Source organism: Prauserella rugosa (genome assembly GCF_000719975.1).
Classification (GTDB): domain Bacteria; phylum Actinomycetota; class Actinomycetes; order Mycobacteriales; family Pseudonocardiaceae; genus Prauserella; species Prauserella rugosa.
Window position 1 is genome coordinate 20,315 of sequence record NZ_JOIJ01000012.1, and the last position, 15,804, is coordinate 36,118.

The 15,804-nt window shown below is 69.8% G+C and carries 15 protein-coding genes; 5 read left to right on the forward strand and 10 right to left on the reverse strand.

Annotated features, from left to right (window positions below):
- Positions 1-2 precede the first annotated feature (2 nt).
- Complete coding sequence (locus IF64_RS0117025) at positions 3-1,493, forward strand: tripartite tricarboxylate transporter permease (RefSeq protein WP_030533123.1); 1,491 nt, start codon at positions 3-5, stop codon at positions 1,491-1,493.
- 82 nt (positions 1,494-1,575) lie between these two features.
- Here IF64_RS0117025 and IF64_RS26155 read toward each other — a convergent pair whose 3' ends face one another.
- The 6 genes from IF64_RS26155 to IF64_RS0117055 form a co-directional block, all read right to left on the reverse strand.
- A complete protein-coding gene (locus IF64_RS26155) occupies positions 1,576-1,950 on the reverse strand; it encodes a succinate dehydrogenase/fumarate reductase transmembrane subunit (protein ID WP_051757935.1) in 375 nt (124 codons plus the stop codon).
- Positions 1,947-2,450 carry a succinate dehydrogenase, cytochrome b556 subunit gene (gene sdhC / locus IF64_RS26160; RefSeq protein WP_048807694.1) on the reverse strand — a complete coding sequence of 168 codons (504 nt, stop codon included), beginning with the start codon at positions 2,448-2,450 and terminating at the stop codon, positions 1,947-1,949. The genes IF64_RS26155 and sdhC overlap by 4 nt, the downstream gene beginning before the upstream one ends.
- The gene (locus tag IF64_RS0117040; RefSeq protein WP_030533126.1) at positions 2,447-4,201 is read right to left on the reverse strand and encodes an FAD-binding protein; all 1,755 of its coding nucleotides are present in this window, start codon (positions 4,199-4,201) and stop codon (positions 2,447-2,449) included. Before IF64_RS0117040 ends, sdhC begins: the two co-directional genes overlap by 4 nt.
- Positions 4,191-4,919, reverse strand: coding sequence for a succinate dehydrogenase/fumarate reductase iron-sulfur subunit (locus IF64_RS0117045; protein ID WP_211252604.1), 729 nt, complete (start codon positions 4,917-4,919; stop codon positions 4,191-4,193). The genes IF64_RS0117040 and IF64_RS0117045 overlap by 11 nt, the downstream gene beginning before the upstream one ends.
- Positions 4,912-6,426 (reverse strand): argininosuccinate lyase, encoded by a 1,515-nt coding sequence (gene argH / locus IF64_RS0117050; RefSeq protein ID WP_048807692.1) that lies wholly within the window; start codon positions 6,424-6,426, stop codon positions 4,912-4,914. Before argH ends, IF64_RS0117045 begins: the two co-directional genes overlap by 8 nt.
- Before the next feature lie 126 nt (positions 6,427-6,552).
- The gene (locus IF64_RS0117055) at positions 6,553-7,275 is read right to left on the reverse strand and encodes a sulfite exporter TauE/SafE family protein (protein ID WP_030533129.1); all 723 of its coding nucleotides are present in this window, start codon (positions 7,273-7,275) and stop codon (positions 6,553-6,555) included.
- 138 nt (positions 7,276-7,413) lie between these two features.
- Between IF64_RS0117055 and IF64_RS0117060 the strand changes: the two genes are divergently transcribed.
- On the forward strand, positions 7,414-9,054 hold the full coding sequence (locus IF64_RS0117060) for an SLC13 family permease (RefSeq protein WP_030533130.1): 1,641 nt from the start codon (positions 7,414-7,416) through the stop codon (positions 9,052-9,054).
- A 72-nt stretch (positions 9,055-9,126) separates the two neighbouring features.
- On the opposite strand, the gene IF64_RS0117065 is transcribed toward IF64_RS0117060, so the two are convergent.
- From IF64_RS0117065 to IF64_RS0117075, 3 genes are read right to left on the reverse strand one after another with little or no spacing between them, the layout of a single operon-like run.
- Positions 9,127-9,843 (reverse strand): FadR/GntR family transcriptional regulator, encoded by a 717-nt coding sequence (locus tag IF64_RS0117065; RefSeq protein ID WP_246134669.1) that lies wholly within the window; start codon positions 9,841-9,843, stop codon positions 9,127-9,129.
- The gene (locus IF64_RS26165) at positions 9,840-11,027 is read right to left on the reverse strand and encodes an Ldh family oxidoreductase (RefSeq protein WP_145600269.1); all 1,188 of its coding nucleotides are present in this window, start codon (positions 11,025-11,027) and stop codon (positions 9,840-9,842) included. Before IF64_RS26165 ends, IF64_RS0117065 begins: the two co-directional genes overlap by 4 nt.
- Positions 11,024-12,007, reverse strand: a complete 984-nt coding sequence (locus IF64_RS0117075; protein WP_246134668.1) for a hydroxyacid dehydrogenase — start codon at positions 12,005-12,007, stop codon at positions 11,024-11,026. Before IF64_RS0117075 ends, IF64_RS26165 begins: the two co-directional genes overlap by 4 nt.
- 194 nt (positions 12,008-12,201) lie before the next feature.
- On the opposite strand from IF64_RS0117075, the gene IF64_RS0117080 reads away from it, so the two are divergent.
- Both IF64_RS0117080 and IF64_RS0117085 read left to right on the forward strand, forming a co-directional pair.
- Complete coding sequence (locus IF64_RS0117080) at positions 12,202-12,507, forward strand: UxaA family hydrolase (protein ID WP_030533134.1); 306 nt, start codon at positions 12,202-12,204, stop codon at positions 12,505-12,507.
- A complete protein-coding gene (locus IF64_RS0117085) occupies positions 12,486-13,646 on the forward strand; it encodes a UxaA family hydrolase (protein WP_030533135.1) in 1,161 nt (386 codons plus the stop codon). The genes IF64_RS0117080 and IF64_RS0117085 overlap by 22 nt, the downstream gene beginning before the upstream one ends.
- A gap of 132 nt (positions 13,647-13,778) precedes the next feature.
- Here IF64_RS0117085 and IF64_RS0117090 read toward each other — a convergent pair whose 3' ends face one another.
- Complete coding sequence (locus IF64_RS0117090) at positions 13,779-14,795, reverse strand: YeiH family protein (RefSeq protein ID WP_425468412.1); 1,017 nt, start codon at positions 14,793-14,795, stop codon at positions 13,779-13,781.
- 69 nt (positions 14,796-14,864) lie between these two features.
- On the opposite strand from IF64_RS0117090, the gene IF64_RS0117095 reads away from it, so the two are divergent.
- Positions 14,865-15,779: a LysR substrate-binding domain-containing protein gene (locus IF64_RS0117095; protein WP_030533137.1), complete on the forward strand. Its 915-nt coding sequence runs from the start codon at positions 14,865-14,867 to the stop codon at positions 15,777-15,779.
- Positions 15,780-15,804: the final 25 nt, after the last annotated feature.

Consider the following 15,804-nt stretch of genomic DNA (forward strand, 5'->3'; position numbering starts at 1 on the left):
AGATGGGTCTGTCCGAGTTACTCAACGGCTTCTCCGAGGTGTTTCAGCCCTCGGTGCTCCTTCTCTCCGTGTTCGGCTGTCTGGCCGGAACCATGGTGGGTGTCCTGCCGGGGCTCGGCCCGGTCACGGCCATCGCCATCCTGTTTCCTCTGGCTGCCACGCTCGGCCCCGCGGCGGCGATCGTCGTGCTCGCTGCCATCTACTACGGCGCCATGTACGGAGGTTCGACGAGCGCCATCCTCCTGAAGATCCCCGGCGAGGTGTCCTCGCTGCCCGCCGCACTGGAGGGCCATCCCATGACCCGGCGTGGCCGGGCAGGCCCGGCTCTGGCCATTGCCGCCGGGGCTTCGTTCATCGGCGGGATCATCGGGACGATCGGCGTTTGGTTGTTGGGGCCTCACCTCGCCGGACTCGCACTGGATTTCGGACCGCAGGAGATGCTCGGGCTCATCCTGTTCAGCCTCACGGCGATCGCAGGCTTGTCATCCGGCTCGGTCGTACGGGGCCTGAGCATGGCCGCTGCGGGAATGCTGATCGCATCGATCGGGCTCGACCTGACCAGCAGCCAGCAGCGCATGACCCTCGGATCCCTGCAGTTGATGCAGGGGCTCGACATCGTGCCCATCATGATCGGGCTCTTCGGCGTCGCGCAGGTTCTGCGCACTCTCGAGGAAGGAGCCCCTACGGGCACCGCAGCGACCGTCAAGGGGTTCGTGCCTACCCGCGACGAGATCCGGCGGAGCGCCGGCGCCGCCGGACGCGGGACCGTCACCGGATTCTTCCTCGGCCTCGTTCCGGGCATGCTTCCTTCGACGACGACCTTCCTGAACTACTCCACGGAGCGTCGTCGTTCCGAACGCAGAGGCGGTGTGCCCTTCGGGCAAGGCGCGGTGGAAGGAATCGGAGGTCCCGAGGCCACCAACAACGCAACAGCCATGAGCGGGTTCGTCCCGCTGTTCAGTCTCGGCATCCCGACCGGCCCCACCATGGCGCTGATCATGGCCGCGCTCATGGTCTACGGCGTGGTTCCAGGACCCACGATGTTCACATCGGACGCTGACATCACCGCTGCCGTGATCGCGAGCTTCTTCGTTGCCAACATCATCCTGCTGGTCCTCAACCTTCCATTGGCGGGAGTGTGGGCGAAGATCTCGCGCGTGCCGTACGGAATCCTCGGTCCGATCATCATCGTGTGCTGTGGCGTCGGCGCCTACACGGCACGCAACAGTGTGTTCGACATCGTGGTCTGTCTCGTCGCGGGGCTGCTCGGATGGGCCATGCACAAGCGCGATCTACCGGTGGCGCCGTTCGTGATGGGCTTCATTCTCGGACCGATGCTCGAGCTCTCGCTGCGTCAGACCGTCGCCATCGGCCCTGGATCGCTGTTGGGGAGTCCGATCTTCCTCGGCTTCATCGCCTCCGCTGTGATCTCGATCGTGCTTGCGTATCGGATGCACCGGAAGCAACCGGGGACGGTCGACGCGAATGCCTGATTCACCGCCATCACCTCGCCAGGGCGCCGCGGCGACACTCCCGTCAGCCCGCATCCCGCCGCGCCGTCACCCCGCCGCATCGTCACCCCGTCGCGCCGAGCCAGAGGAGGGACATTCCGATCACGAAAACGGCTCCCGCGCCGACGAGCAAGGCGGCTCGCCAGGCCGTGCGGCGCCGGCCGGAGCTGTAGTCGGCGGTCACGGCCCACAGGCCGAGCACTGCGTGCCCCAGTGTGGCCGCCAGCATCACCCCGTCCCACACGATCCACAGCGCGCTCGCCCACCGCTCGTCGATGAACCGGGAATCGGTGTCGGCCACGTCGGTGGTGATGTGCGTGGCGACGAAGTGGCCCAGCACCAGCACGGCGAGCAACAACCCCGACAGGCGCAGCGCCACGTAGGCCACTCGCCTGCGCCGCGCGGCTCCCGCGGCGTCGCGGACGTCTGCCGTGGTCATGTGAACACCGGTCCCAGGACGAACACCGCACCGGCGATCGTGCCGACCGCGCTCACCCCGAGCACGCCGTACAGCACTCGCGTGGACGCGGTGAGCCCGAGATCCGCCACGTCGACGGCCACGAGCCGCAATCCGTTGGCGGTGTGGAACAGCAGGCCGAACAACAGTCCGACCTCGGCGACCCGCATCGGGACGCTCCCGTACACCTGGTGGACCTCGTCGTAGATCTCCCGCGACACCACGTACAGCCCCACGTCCATCACGTGCAGACACAGGAACGCGAACAGCCCGAGACCGCTGATGCGGTGCAGGTAGAACGCCCACCGTTGCAACTCGGCGCGGTCCCGGCCCGGCCGCGCGAGCCTGCGCACGAGCGCACGGGTGACGAACGGCCCGCCGTCGTCCCGCCGGGCGCCGCGCACCACCACGGCGCCGAACGCGACGATCGCCATCGCCACGACGGCGAACCCGCAGAAGAACACGAACTGCGCGAGACTCATCGGCGCTCCTCGGCGTCGAGGTCGGCCTGGGTCAGCCGGGTCAGTGCGACGTCGTGCTCGCGGGCCTCGATCGACCCGGCAAGCCCGTCGCCGAGCCCGCCCCCACCGGCACGCTGCACCAGGTAGCGGGGCCGGTCCCAGCTGTCGGGGAAGTCGGTGCGCGCATGCGCCCCTCGCGTCTCCGTGCGCCACAGCGCCGCCGAGGCCATCGCCCTGGCCACGGTCACCTGGTTCACCAGATCCAGAGCCTCTTGCCAGGCGAAGTTCACCTCGCGCGGACCGGGCACAGCCACCCGTCCGACGTCCTCGGCCAGTTCACCCAGCTCGTCGACGGCCTTGCGCAACGCCCCTTCGTCGCGCACCACCCCGACCGACCGCCACATCACCTCTTTCAGCCGCGCGGTCAGGTCGAACGGCCACGGCCCGAGTTCCCGTTCCAACGGCGCATAGGCCCTCACCAGCGACGCCCGCACCTCGGCCGCGGCCGGCGTGCGGTACGCGCGTTCGCTCGCGAGCACCGCTGCCGTATCGCCCGCACGAGCGCCGAACACGGTCGACTCGGCGACGCCGTTGCCGCCGAGCCGGTTGGCACCGTGGGTGCCGCCTGCGTCCTCACCGGCCACCAGCAGACCGTCCACTTCGGTCCGGCAGTCACGGTCGATGACCACCCCGCCCATGTGGAAGTGCGCCGTGGGAGAGACGAGAACCGGCCCCGCGGCGAGATCCTGGCCGATCTGCCGGGTCCGGGCCACCATGCCGGGGAACCGCTGCTCGACCTCGTCCGCACCGAGGTGCGAGATGTCGATGTAGACCCCGCCCTCGGCGGTGCCGCGGCCGGCCATGATCTCCAGGTAGCCGGCCCGCGCCACGACGTCGCGGGTCGACCGCTCCCTCCGTTCGGGATCGTAGCGCGCCATGTAGCGTTCACCGTCGGCGTTGTAGAGGTGGGCGCCCGCGCCGCGCAGGCCCTCCTCCAGCACCGCACCGGTCATGCGCGACGCGCCGGCCAACAGGCCGGTGGGATGGAACTGGAGCATCTCCATGTCCCGCATCGGCAGTCCGGCGCGCCAGCACATCGCCACACCGTCGCCGGTCTTCTCCCGTGCGGGCGCGGCGACGCGGTACATCGTGGCCGATCCTCCGGTCGCCACGACCACCACCCGAGCCCTGATCACCACCGGAGTGCCGGTGCGCACGTTCAGGGCCGTGACACCGGCCAGGGCTCCGCGGGAGTCCCGGACGAGGTCGAGGGCGCGCACGTCCTCGAGTTCCCGCGGGCCGAGCCGGAACATCTGATCCCGCAACCGCCCCATGATCTCGATGCCGGTGAGATCTCCACGGTGGACGGTGCGGTCGAACGCCTGTCCCGCGAACGCCTTCTGGTGAATCCTGCCGTCGGCGCGGCGGTCGAAGAAACACCCGACGCGCGTCTCGAGCTCGTTGATCACCCGCGGGGCGTCGTTGACCAGCGTCCACGCCAGGTCCTGGTCGTTGAGGAACTTGCCACCGCGGATGGTGTCACGGAAGTGCAGCTCGATCGAGTCGTCCGGATCGAGCACCGCGTTGTAGCCGCCCTGCACCATGCGCGTGCACCCCGACCGGCCGACGGCCCCCTTGCTCACCACCGTGACATCCAGGCCGGGACGCGCCGTCATCGCGTGCAGCACGCACATCAGGCCCGCACCACCACTGCCCACGACGGCGACATCGGTGTCGAGCTGCTCCGGTTCGGGCCACGGATCAGCGCTCACGGCGGAACCTCCTCCCCCGCAGCCTGCGGATCGCCCGCGCCGGGTCGAGGCCCTTCGGGCAGGCCGCACTGCACCCGTAGATGTAGTGACAGCGGTCCACTCCGGACTCGCCGCCGATCACGTCGAGCCGCTCACGGCTCGCCGCGTCCCTGCTGTCGGCGATCAGCACCAGCGCACGGTTGAGCGCGGCCGGGCCGAGGAAGTCGCGGTGGGCGCTGGCGATCCCGCAACTGGAGAAGCATGCGGCGCACCCGATGCAGTCCAGCGCGGGATCGATCACCTCACGTTCGGCCGAGTCCGGTTGGATGACGGCGGGCTCGGTGTCCATCCCGGTCTCGGCAGCCTCGTCGGGCACGAGGTAGGGCCGCACCTGCGCCCACGCCCGCCAGAACGGTCCCGTGTCGACGACCAGGTCACGCACCACCGGAAGCCCGGCCAGCGGGTCGAGGCGGATCCGCGTGGTGTCGTCGGGAACCTCGGTCTGGCACGCGAGCACCGAGCGGCCGTCGACACGCACGGTGCAGGTGCCGCACATGCCGACCCGGCAGGAGAACCGGAAACCGAGCGCCGGATCGTGCTCCCGCTGCACGGCCAGCAACACGTCCAGCACCATCATCGGCCGGATCCTGGCCACGACGAAGTCCGCCCGGGCCCCTGCCGTGCTGCGGGTGATGCTCACGTGGAGCAGATCACCGCCACTGCCCTCGCAGTCAGTCACCGGCGCCGCCACCCACGTACTCCTCGACGCGGGCCGCCAACGCGCGTGCTGCATCGTCCACGGTGGACCGGGCCGTGTTCAACCAGTCCCGCCAGTCGGCGACCGCGGAATGCGCGCCCGCGAGCGCCTGCCGTACGGGTTCGGCGGCAGGCCCTCCCGCCACCTGATGCGCGGAGACGAACCTGGCGGGATCGAGCGCGTCCCGCACCTGCTCGTCACTCAGTCCGGCGTCGCGTCCGAGCACCTCACGCGCAGCCTGGTCCACGAGCGCGGCGTCCACATCGGCCGGACAGCGGCCCGCCGTCGTTGCCAGGAGCACGAGATGTCCCACCACACGGTGGGCCGAGCGGTAGTCGAGATCTGTTCGCCGGTGCAGCACGGCAGCCAGCTCGGTGGCCGTCGAGAACCCCGACGCCGCGCGGGCCGCGCACCGCTCCCGATGCACGACGAGCGTGCCCAGGGTTCCCTCGAGCAGCCGCAACGACGTCGCCGTCTCGTCGCAGGTGCGGAAGAGCGGCGGCACCATCTCCTCCTCGACGTCCTTGATGTCGCCGAAGTTGGTGTTGTGGAGCGCGCCGAACGCCGACACCATCTCCCCGACGGTGCGTGCGCCGCGCGCCCGCACGTACTCGAACGGGTAGGCGTTCTTCTTCTGCGGCATCATGCTGCTCGACCCGGCGAACGCGTCGCCGATCTCCACGAGCCCGAACTCGTCGGTGTGCCACAGGTAGAGGTCCTCACACAGCCTGCTGAGCGTGATGCCGAGGTTCGCGACCGCGGCGGTCGTCTCGAGTCCGTAGTCACCCGAGGCCACGCAATCGATGGTGTTCTCGCGGACCTCGTCGAAGCCGAGCAGGTCGGCGACGAGCTCGCGGTCGACCGCGTACGACGTGCCCGCGAGCGCGCCGCAACCGAGCGTGCACGCGTTGGTCGTCCGGTACGCCGCGGCGAGCCTGCGCACGTCCCTGAGCAGTGCATCCGTGACCCCGAGCAGGTAGTGCCCCAGCGTCGAGGGCTGTGCGGGCTGCATGTGGGTCCACTGCGGCATCACGGTCGCCGACTCCCGCGCCGCGATGTCCAGCAGCCGTTCGATCACCGCGACGAGCCGGTCGACGAGCAACAGGATGCGTGGCCGCAGCGCCATCCGGGTCAGGGGTTCCGGCCTCGTGCGGCCGAGGTTGATCTCCCCGGCCGCGTCGGGTCCGGCCAGCTCGGTGAGGCGGTTCTCGATGTGCGAGTAGAAGTACTCGTAGGCCGGATTGAATTCGGACAGCGACTCCGCACCCTCGGCGCTCATCAAGTTCAGCGCGGACAGCAGCCGCCGGACGTGGTCGGGTTCGACGATGCCGGTGTCCCCGAGCATCACCGACCACGCCTTGTTGGTCTCGAGCAGTGCGTCGTAGTACTCGGCCAGCATGAACCGGAAGCTCGGTTCCAGCACCGTGGCCGTGTAGATCTCACCAGGCGGTTCGGTCAATCGTTCGCGGGAAATCCGCTCGGCCGGCATTCCTACCTCCAACTCCGCGACACTGCGGGTGTGGTTTGACCTCTGCCCTCCTCGCATCGTCACGAACCGCCGAGCACGGTGTCAACGCGGCAGTGACGCCGACCACACACCACGACGGACGTGCGGTCAGGCAGACAACAGGGTCGCCATACCGGCGCCCATCACGAGAAGACACGTCACGACGCGGAAGACCTCGGCCCTAATGCGGGTTCCCCATGCGGTGCCGATCCAGTTACCGAGCAGCGCCCCTGGCAACCACCACACGAGCAGCCACACGTCGTCCATCGCCACGCCGTCACGCAGGCCGAGCACAACGAGCCCGACGGCGTTGCTCAACACGAAGTACACCGCGAGGTCGGCGATGAAGCTCCGCTGCCCCGAGGCGTCCGAGGACAACGCCAGCGCCACCGGCACTCCGTTGAGGGACGTCGTGGTGCCCAGCGCACCGCCGGCGAATCCGGCCAGCGCGTAGGTCGCCACCGGACGGTCGCCGGGCTCGGGCCGCCGGAAGATCATGATCGGCGCGACGACGAGCACCAGCACCCCCGTGACGATGCGGATGCCGGAGGGATCGACCACACCACCGATCAACGCACCCGCGACGAGTCCCGGAAAACTGCCGACGGCCAACGGGAGCGCTCGGCGCCACCGAATCGACGCCCACAGGCGGTACATCACCGCCACCCTGGTGGCCAGGGCGATCGCCAGGTTCACCGCGACCGCCGTGGCGGGGTGCACGCCCAGCAGCATCAGCAGCGGTGTCGCGATGAGGTTGTAGCCGAAGCCGGTCATCCCACCGAGTACCGCAGCGAGGATCACGATGCCCACACCCGCGACCACCGTCGACATCGACCACTCCTCCCACACGCCCCCGACGCGGCAGGCTAACGCACGGGAGGCCTTACGTGCTGAAAGAAAGAGGTAAGACCTCTGTTGACTGTGGTCTGGGTCTAGTGGTCTACGTCACTCGAAGGTATGGTGCGCCGCATGGCTACTGAGGTCAACGACGGTGCAGGCGGCAACGAGGCAGCCGGCACCGTCCAGGGACGTTCCGGTACGGACGTCACCTCCGCGCTGCTTTCCGGCGGTACCTACCGCAGCCTCGGCGAACAAACCCTGTCCCCTGCCGAAGAACGCGTCGAACGGGCACGCCGCACGATCGGTTTCGTACTCGCTCCGCTGATCACGGTCGTCTTCCTGTTCCTCCCTCTCGGTCTCGACGGAACACAGCACAAACTCGCCGCCGTACTCCTCGGGGTCGTCGTGTTGTGGGTGTGCGAGCCGGTGCCGATCCCGGTCGGCGGACTGATCGGCGTGGCCGCCATCGTGCTGTTCGGCATCGCACCCGCCGACGAAGCACTCGCCCCCTTCGGCTCCTCGACGGTCTTCGTCTTCATCGGCGCCTTCATTCTCGCTCAGGCGATGCTCCGACACGGCCTGGCGAAGCGATTCGCCTTCCTCGTGCTCTCGATCCCTGGCGTGGGCAGGACGACGACGCGGGTCGTCGCGGCGTTCGGGCTGATCACCGCCGTGCTGTCGGCGGTCATCTCGAACACCGCGACCGTCGCGATGCTGCTGCCGACCGCGGTCGGCATCCTGGCCGTCATCGCGGACCTCATCCGTAAGGACCTGCCCGAGGGCGCCCCGTTCGATCCGCTTCGTCTGCGGGTCGGCGTCGCCCTGATGCTCATGCTCGCCTACGGTTCGGGCGCGGGCGGCCTGCTGACGCCCATCGGCTCGGCGCCCAACCTGATCGGAAGGGAGTTCATCGAGGAGGCCACGGGCAGGAACATCTCGTTCCTCAGCTGGTTCCTGATGGCGCTGCCGATCTGCGCGATCATGTTCGTGCTGCTCGCCGTCGTGCTCCTGCTGCTGAACCGCCCGGAGATCAAACGCATCAGCGGCGTCGACGAGTACGTGGCCGCCGAGCGCGCCAAGCTCGGCCGGATGTCGGGGGCCGAACGCAACACGCTGATCGCCTTCGCCGTGACCGTCACGCTGTGGGTCGTCCCCGGCATCGTCGCCCTCGTGGCCGGAGACGATTCGGCCGCCTACACCACGGTCAGCGACCACCTCGACGAAGGCGTCGTGGCCGTGCTCGGCGCCGCTCTGCTGTTCGTCCTGCCGACCCGCTGGTCGCGTCGCGAGTTCACCCTGACCTGGTCGGAGGCGAGCAAGATCGACTGGGGCACCATCCTGCTGTTCGGCTGCGGAATCATCTTCGGCACGTTGCTGGCCGACACGAAGTTGGCCGAGACGATCGGCACGGGCGCGGCCGACGCGCTCGGACTCGGCAGCAGCGTGATGATCCTGGTGTTCGCCGTCGTCCTCGCGGTCGTCATCTCGGAGACGACGTCGAACACCGCGGCGGCATCGGTGGTCGTGCCGATCCTCATCCCGGTCGCAGCCGCGGCAGGGGTCGATCCGTTCGTGCCTGCGCTCGCCGCGACGTTCGGCGCGTCCTTCGGGTTCATGCTCCCGGTGTCGACACCGCAGAACGCGATCGTCTACGGATCGGGCGCGGTTCCCATCACGAAGATGATCCGGTCGGGCTTCACCTTCGACATCGCCGGAATCCTGCTGTTGGCCCTGTTGCTGCCGGTGACGGCGGCCATGGTGTTCGGCTGACCGACGCGGCGCCGATCGACAGGCGACCGCGAACGGTTGCGTGGTGCCCGGACCCCGAGTCCGGGCACCACGTCACTCCTCGCCCTGTTCCTCCACGAACTTCCGCGCGGCGGCGTGCGCGCCCCGGATGTGCGCCCTGGCCGCAGCCTGCGCTCCGCGGGAGTCACCGTCCTTGATGGCCTCGAGGATCCGCGCGTGCTCGGCGGCGGATTTCTCCAACCTGCCGGGCATCCGCAGCGTCGTCTCCATCCCGGCGACCATGATCTCGTTCAGGACTCCCAATGTCCGCAACAGGAACCGGTTGCCCGCAACGCGGACGACCGCCTCGTGGAACGCCGCGTCGAGCCGTTGGAGTTCGTCCCAGTCGACCGTGCCGCGGGTCGCGTCGACCAGGCGGTCGTAGGCGTCCTGGAGCCACTCGATCCCGGTCTCGGTCCGGTTCTTGGCAGCCCAGCCCGCGGCGGGAACCTCGAGCACCTCCCGCATGGCGAACAGCTCGTCGACGTCGTGTTCGTACGACGTGAGACTGCTCGTGAGACGCTTGGTGGTCGCCGGTTCCTCGACGAAGACACCCTGGCCGTGCCGCACCGCCAGCCGGCCGCGCGCGGCCAGCGACCGAATGGCTTCGCGCAGCGACGGCCTGCTCACCCCGAGCATCGTGGCCAGTTCCCGTTCGGGCGGCAGACGGTCACCGGGCCGCAGCTGCTCGGCGGTGATCAGCTCTTCGATGCGATCGGCGATCCGGGCGGCCAACGACCCCGGCGGCCTGATCGGTTCCCACAGATTCACCAACGCACGCACTCCCTTTGGTCAACTGGCCTGGCCAGTATACCTCTCGGCGGCGTCGGTGCCGGTCCGCGGCGTCGGCGCCGGTCCAGGACGACGGGCTTCCCGCCACGGTACGGCGCGGGGCAGTGCACCGGTCCGGACGGCCTGCCGGTCACACGAGGTGCGCCGTGCCGAGCCGGGCGCTCCACTCGGTGAGCCGGGTCAGGGTGGCCGGGTCCGGTTCGACCGGCCGATCGTCGGCGACCTCGCGGCGCGATCCGCGTCGCACCCGGCGTGCGGCCGCCCGCGGCGACGATCGCATCGGCCAGTGCCGTGAACCGGTCCTCGTTCCTTCCCGTACCGCCGCTGCCGAAGAGATCGGGCCGCAGCGTGAGGACGAGATGTCCGATGCCCTGCGGCGTCGCGTCGTCGCCGCGGTCGAACATGTCCGGCACGGCCTCCGACAGGTTCGGGCCGACGAGCGCCCCGGTCAGCGCCTCGACGAGCAGGCCCACGGCGTAGCCCTTGGCACCGCCCATCGGCGTCAGCATGCCCCGCAACGCCGCGGCCGGGTCGGTGGTGGGCCTGCCCTCGACGTCGAACGCCCACCCCGGTTCGAGCTCGACGCCGGTCTGCGCCCTCCAGGCGATGGTGCCCCGCGCGACCGCGCTGGTGGCGAGGTCGAGGACGAGCGGGCGCGGCCGGGCGGGCACGCCCGCCGCCATGGGACTCGTCGACAGCACGGCGCGGTGACCGTTCCACGGCGGCATGACGGCCGGGCCGTTGGTGAACACCAACGCGATCATGCCGGCCTCCAGCGCCGGGTACACGTAGGCACCGAGCGCGCCGCAGTGCGAGGAGTTGCGGATCGCGACGGCCGCGACACCGCTGGTACGGCACAGTTCGACGGCCCGGCGCGCCGCCTCCCACAGCTGCCAGTGCCCGAGCCCCGCGTTGCCGTCGTACACCGCCACCCCGCCCGTGGTCGACTCCTCGGCGAGCGCGGCATCGGCCCGGCAGCCGCCTGCCTCGAGCCGCGCGAGATAGTGCGGCAGGCGCAGCACCCCGTGCGAGGCCACGCCCCAGACGTCGGCCAGCACGAGGATCTCGGCGGTGCGCTCGGCGTGCGGCTCCGGAACCCCCGAGGCGACCAGCAGGTCCCTGACGAGCACGCGCAGCCGGCCTGCCGTCCAGGATCCGCTCATGCGGGCACCCACGCGCGGTGCGCACCGACCGCACTCGCGGCCTTGCCGCCGCCGAGTACGGCCGCGATGTCGTCGGACAGTGCCGACACGATGCGTTCCTGACTCTCGACCGTGAGCCCGGCGACATGAGGCGTGTAGATCACCGAGGGGAATCCGTCGAGTGGACTCGTCTCGGGGGGTTCGGTCTCCCGCACGTCGAGCCCTGCTCCGCGCACGACGCCGGAGGCGAGTGCCTCGGTGAGGGCGTCCTCGTCCACCACCTCGCCACGTCCGACGCTGACGAGCACCACGCCCGGTCGCACGGCCGCGAAGGCCTCGGCGTCGAGCAGGTGGCGGGTCTGCGGTGTCGCGGGCAGGTGGACGCTGAGTACGTCCGCCTCCGCGAGCACGCGCTCCCACGCGGCCATCGTGACGCCGCTCGCGCGCACCGTCTCCGAGGCGGGATCGACGTACGGGTCGTAGGCCAGTACGTTCATGTCGAATCCGCGCAGCACACGCGCCACCGCGGCGCCGGTGGCTCCGAACCCGAGCAGTCCCCAGGTGCCGCCGGTGAGTTCGCGGCCGGACCTGCGGTCCCATCCACCCTCCCGCACGGCGCGATCGTGGGCCGGCACGTCGCGCAGCACCGACAGCGCCAACGTGAGCGTGTGCTCGGCGACGCTGGTGGCGTTCACCCCGCGGGCCGCGGAGACCACCACCCCTGCCCGATCGGCCGCGTCGACGTCGATGTTGTCCAGTCCGGTGCCCGCGCGTGCGACGACGCGCAGGTTCGGCGCAGCCTCCAGGAGCTGCGCGGTGACCTGCGCCTTGTTCCGCACGACCACGGCCGCCGCGTCGGACACCGTGTGCCGCAGCAGGTCCGGGTCGACCCAGGCATCCGGTTCCCAGCGCAGCTCGTACCGTTGCGCGAGCGTGTCGAACGCCGGCCCCCACACGTCCTCGACGACGACCACCGGGCCGGCCATTCCCGCGGAGTTCATTGATCACGATCCTCACATCTGAGGTTTGACCTCTGTCCCTCAGGAACGTAACCGACGGCACCGCGGTTGCCAACACGCCCGCGACCGGATCACGTTTTCTCCCACGTGGACGACGGTTTCGTTGACAAGCGTTCTCCCCCGCTCCTACCGTTCCACTCGGCAGAGGTAAGACCACTTACCGAGATGGGGTTACGATGACATCTTCCCGGCCAGACTTCCTGGCCCATCGCACGGGCGACGCCGTCGCCGTCGCCGTTCGCGACCTAGTGCCCGGCCCGGTCCGGGGCGGGTACCTGGACGACGGCGACGCGGCCGAAGAACTCTCCCTCCACCACGACGTGCCGCTCGGACACAAACTCGCGCTCCGGGACATCGGGGCCGGCGAGGACGTCATCGAGTACGGCGTACGCACCGCCGTCGCGTCCGCGGACATCGCGCGCGGCGACTACGTCCACACCCACAACGTGAGGAGCGCACGGTGGCACAACAGCGTCGCCTGACCGGATACCGCAGGCCGGACGGGTCCGTCGGAACCCGCAACCACGTCGCGATCCTGCCCGTCGACGATCTGTCGAACGCCGCGGCCGAAGGCATCGCCGCGCTCGTGCCCGGCACGTTGGCGCTGCCGCACGCCTTCGGCAGGCTGCAGTTCGGTGACGACCTCGACCTGACCTTCCGCACACTGATCGGCATCGGCTCGAACCCCAACATCGCCGCGGTGATCGTCATCGGGATCGAGCCGAACTGGACCGACGTCGTCGCCGACGGCATCGCCAAGACCGGAAAGCCGGTCCACCGCGTGGCCATCGAGGGCAAGGGTGACCTGCGGGTCATCGAGAGCGCGTCCCGCTACGCCAAGAAGTTCCTCCAGGAGTCCAGCGAACTCACCAGACAGCCGGTGGACCGCTCCGACATCGTGCTGTCCATGAAGGACGGCGAGTCCGACACCACGACCGGCCTCGGTTCCTGCCGCGTCACGGCCTACCTCGTCGACCGCTGGGTCGAGTCCGGCGGCACGATGATCTTCGGCGAGACGAGCGAGCTGACCGGTGGCGAGCACCTCATCGCCGAACGCTGCGTGGACGACGACGTCCGTGCCCGTTTCCAGGCCTTCTACGACGACTACGTCGACATGATCGAGAAGACCGGCGCGAACCTTCTCGGGTCCCAGCCGACACAGGGCAACATCGCGGGCGGGCTCTCGACCATCGAGGAGAAGGCGATGGGCAACATCGTCAAGACCGGCACGGTGCCGATCGTGGGTGCGCTGGCCCCTGCCGAGGCACCGACCCGGCCCGGCCTGCACTTCATGGACACCTCGTCGGCCGCAGCCGAATGCGTCACGCTCATGGCCGCCGGCCGTGGCGTGGTGAACCTGTTCCCCACGGGACAGGGCAACGTGATCGGCAACCCGGTGCAACCGGTGGTGAAGATCAGCGCCAACCCGAAGACGACGGACTCGATGGCCGACCATATCGACGTCGACTGTTCGGACGTGCTCACCCAGGAGTCCACCGTGGAGCAGGCGGGCGAGGCGTTGATCGACCTGGTGGAGCGAACCATCAACGGCCGGGTCACCGCCTCCGAGGCGCTGAACCACCGCGAGTTCACGCTCACCAAGCTCTACCGCAGCGCATGAGTCCCTGCTGAGAGTCCACATCGAAGGGGATGCGCCCGCCGACGTCGGCGGGCGCATCCCCTTCGATGTCGGAGAACACCGGCGCCGGGGCCAGACGGCAGGGGTCAGACGGCAGGGTTCAGAGGGCCGGGTTCAGACGGCGCCGGCCGACGCCAGCGCGGCGTACCCGGCCAGCGCGACGAGGCCGGTCGAGAGACCGCCGAGGACGAGACCACGCCTGCCGGTGCGCACCAGCCTCGACAGGTTCACGCCCGTACCGAGTCCGAACAGAGCGGCGGCGAACAACAGCGTCGTGACCGTCTTGGACATCTCGAGCACCCCGGTGGGCACGAGATCGGCGCTGCGCAACAGCATCATCGCCAGGAATCCGAGGACGAACAGCGGCACGATCGGCGGCCTGCCTCCCGTGTCGCCGCGGCGTCCGGCCTCTCGTCTGCGCTGCACACTGACGCCGGCGACGATGGGTGCGAGCAGGACCACCCGCGTGAGCTTGACGACGACCGCCACGGCGACGGCGGCCGCGCCCGCAGGTGAGGCCGCGGCGACGACCTGCGCCACCTCGTGCACGGACACCCCGGTCCACGCGCCCAGTTGTTCGGGGCCCATGCCGAACCAGCCGCCCAACAGCGGCATCGCGGCGATGGCCGCGCTGCCGTACAGCGTCACGAGGGTCACACCGGTGGCGACGTCCTCCCGGTCGTTGTCGGTGACGCTGTCCATGGCCGCGATCGCCGACGCCCCGCAGATGGAAAAGCCCGTGGCCACCAGGAGGCCGAGTCCCCGCGACACGCCGAGCATCCGACCGAGTGCGAGCGTGCCGAAGAACGCGATCAGCACCGTGGCCACGACCGCCAGCACGACTCCGGGTCCGAGGCCGAGCACCTGCTCCAGGCCGAGTTGCAGACCCAGCAACACCACGCCGGCTCGCAACAACCTCTTCGTCGTCCATGCGAGACCGGCGGTGGCTCGGTCGGGAATCCACCGCGAGACGAGCACACCGACGACGACCGCGACGGTCAGGGCACTCACCACGGGGACCAGCGACGACACGGCGAAGGCCGCGCCGGTGCCGACGAGCGCCACCGCCAGGCCGGGCAGCCGATCGGGCCACTCGGTGTCGGGACGCGCAAGAAGTCCGTGCTTACCCACATCTCGATCGTCGCCGCCGAATCGGAACGCCGGTAGCGTCACCTCGTTCGCGCGTCATAACCTGAAGGAATGTCCCTGCCGGATGTCGAATCGCTGCGGCTGCTCGTGTTCGTCGGCCAGGACGGCAGTCTCACGACCGCCGCCACGCGCGCCGGAATGACCCAGCCCGCGGCGAGCAAACGCATCTCCAGCCTGGAACGCCGCTTCGGCCTGCGTCTCCTGGAACGTTCACCCACGGGCTCCACCGTGACGGCGGCGGGCAGGCTGGTGTGCGAATGGGCCGAACGGGTGCTCGAGGACCTGCAGTTGATGCTCGAAGGGGTCGAAGCGCTCCGGCGCGAACGCACGGCACAACTCTCACTCGCCGCGAGTCTCACGGTCGCCGAGCACCTGCTGCCGACGTGGATCGGTGACCTCAGGAGGAACTCCCCCGAACTGCATGTCGGACTGCAGGTGCTGAATTCGACGCGGGTGTGCGAACTGGCCCTGCACGGGGAGATCGACCTGGGCTTCATCGAGTCGCCGCGCCGGCTGCGTGGCCTGCGTTCGCAGGTGGTGGCCCGCGACAGGCTGGTGCTCGTCGTCGCGCCGGGACACCCGTGGAGCCGCAGGCGACACCCGATCGATGCCGCGAAGCTGGCCGGCACCCCGCTGATCAGCAGGGAAACCGGGTCCGGAACCCGGGACACCGTCGAACAGGCGCTGCTGGCCACGGGACTCACTCCGGCCGACCCCCTGCTGGAGCTGGGCTCGACCGCGGCCGTGCGCAGCTCCGTGGCGACCGGGGCGGGGCCCGCGCTGCTCAGCGAGCTGGTGGTGGCACAGGATCTCGCCGCGGGAACGCTGCGCGAGGTGCCGACGACCGGCATCGAACTGCACCGCACCCTGCGCGCCGTGTGGCGCGCCGACACCACCCCGTCGGGCACCACCGCGGATCTGCTCGCCATCGCCACGCGCACCAACCCGGCCCGCGCGCGCCCCTGACCGAGGCTCTGACCGGGCCCTGTCC

What these genes read in the sequence shown, in the direction of transcription:
- IF64_RS0117060 (WP_030533130.1), top strand. Translation starts at nt 7,414, where the DNA reads ATGGCTACTGAGGTCAACGACGGTGCAGGCGGCAACGAGGCAGCCGGC.
- IF64_RS0117080 (WP_030533134.1), top strand. Translation starts at nt 12,202, where the DNA reads ATGACATCTTCCCGGCCAGACTTCCTGGCCCATCGCACGGGCGACGCC.
- IF64_RS0117075 (WP_246134668.1), bottom strand. Translation starts at nt 12,007, where the DNA reads ATGAACTCCGCGGGAATGGCCGGCCCGGTGGTCGTCGTCGAGGACGTG.
- IF64_RS26165 (WP_145600269.1), bottom strand. Translation starts at nt 11,027, where the DNA reads ATGAGCGGATCCTGGACGGCAGGCCGGCTGCGCGTGCTCGTCAGGGAC.
- argH (WP_048807692.1), bottom strand. Translation starts at nt 6,426, where the DNA reads ATGCCGGCCGAGCGGATTTCCCGCGAACGATTGACCGAACCGCCTGGT.
- IF64_RS0117025 (WP_030533123.1), top strand. Translation starts at nt 3, where the DNA reads ATGGGTCTGTCCGAGTTACTCAACGGCTTCTCCGAGGTGTTTCAGCCC.
- sdhC (WP_048807694.1), bottom strand. Translation starts at nt 2,450, where the DNA reads ATGAGTCTCGCGCAGTTCGTGTTCTTCTGCGGGTTCGCCGTCGTGGCG.
- IF64_RS0117055 (WP_030533129.1), bottom strand. Translation starts at nt 7,275, where the DNA reads ATGTCGACGGTGGTCGCGGGTGTGGGCATCGTGATCCTCGCTGCGGTA.
- IF64_RS26155 (WP_051757935.1), bottom strand. Translation starts at nt 1,950, where the DNA reads ATGACCACGGCAGACGTCCGCGACGCCGCGGGAGCCGCGCGGCGCAGG.
- IF64_RS0117095 (WP_030533137.1), top strand. Translation starts at nt 14,865, where the DNA reads ATGTCCCTGCCGGATGTCGAATCGCTGCGGCTGCTCGTGTTCGTCGGC.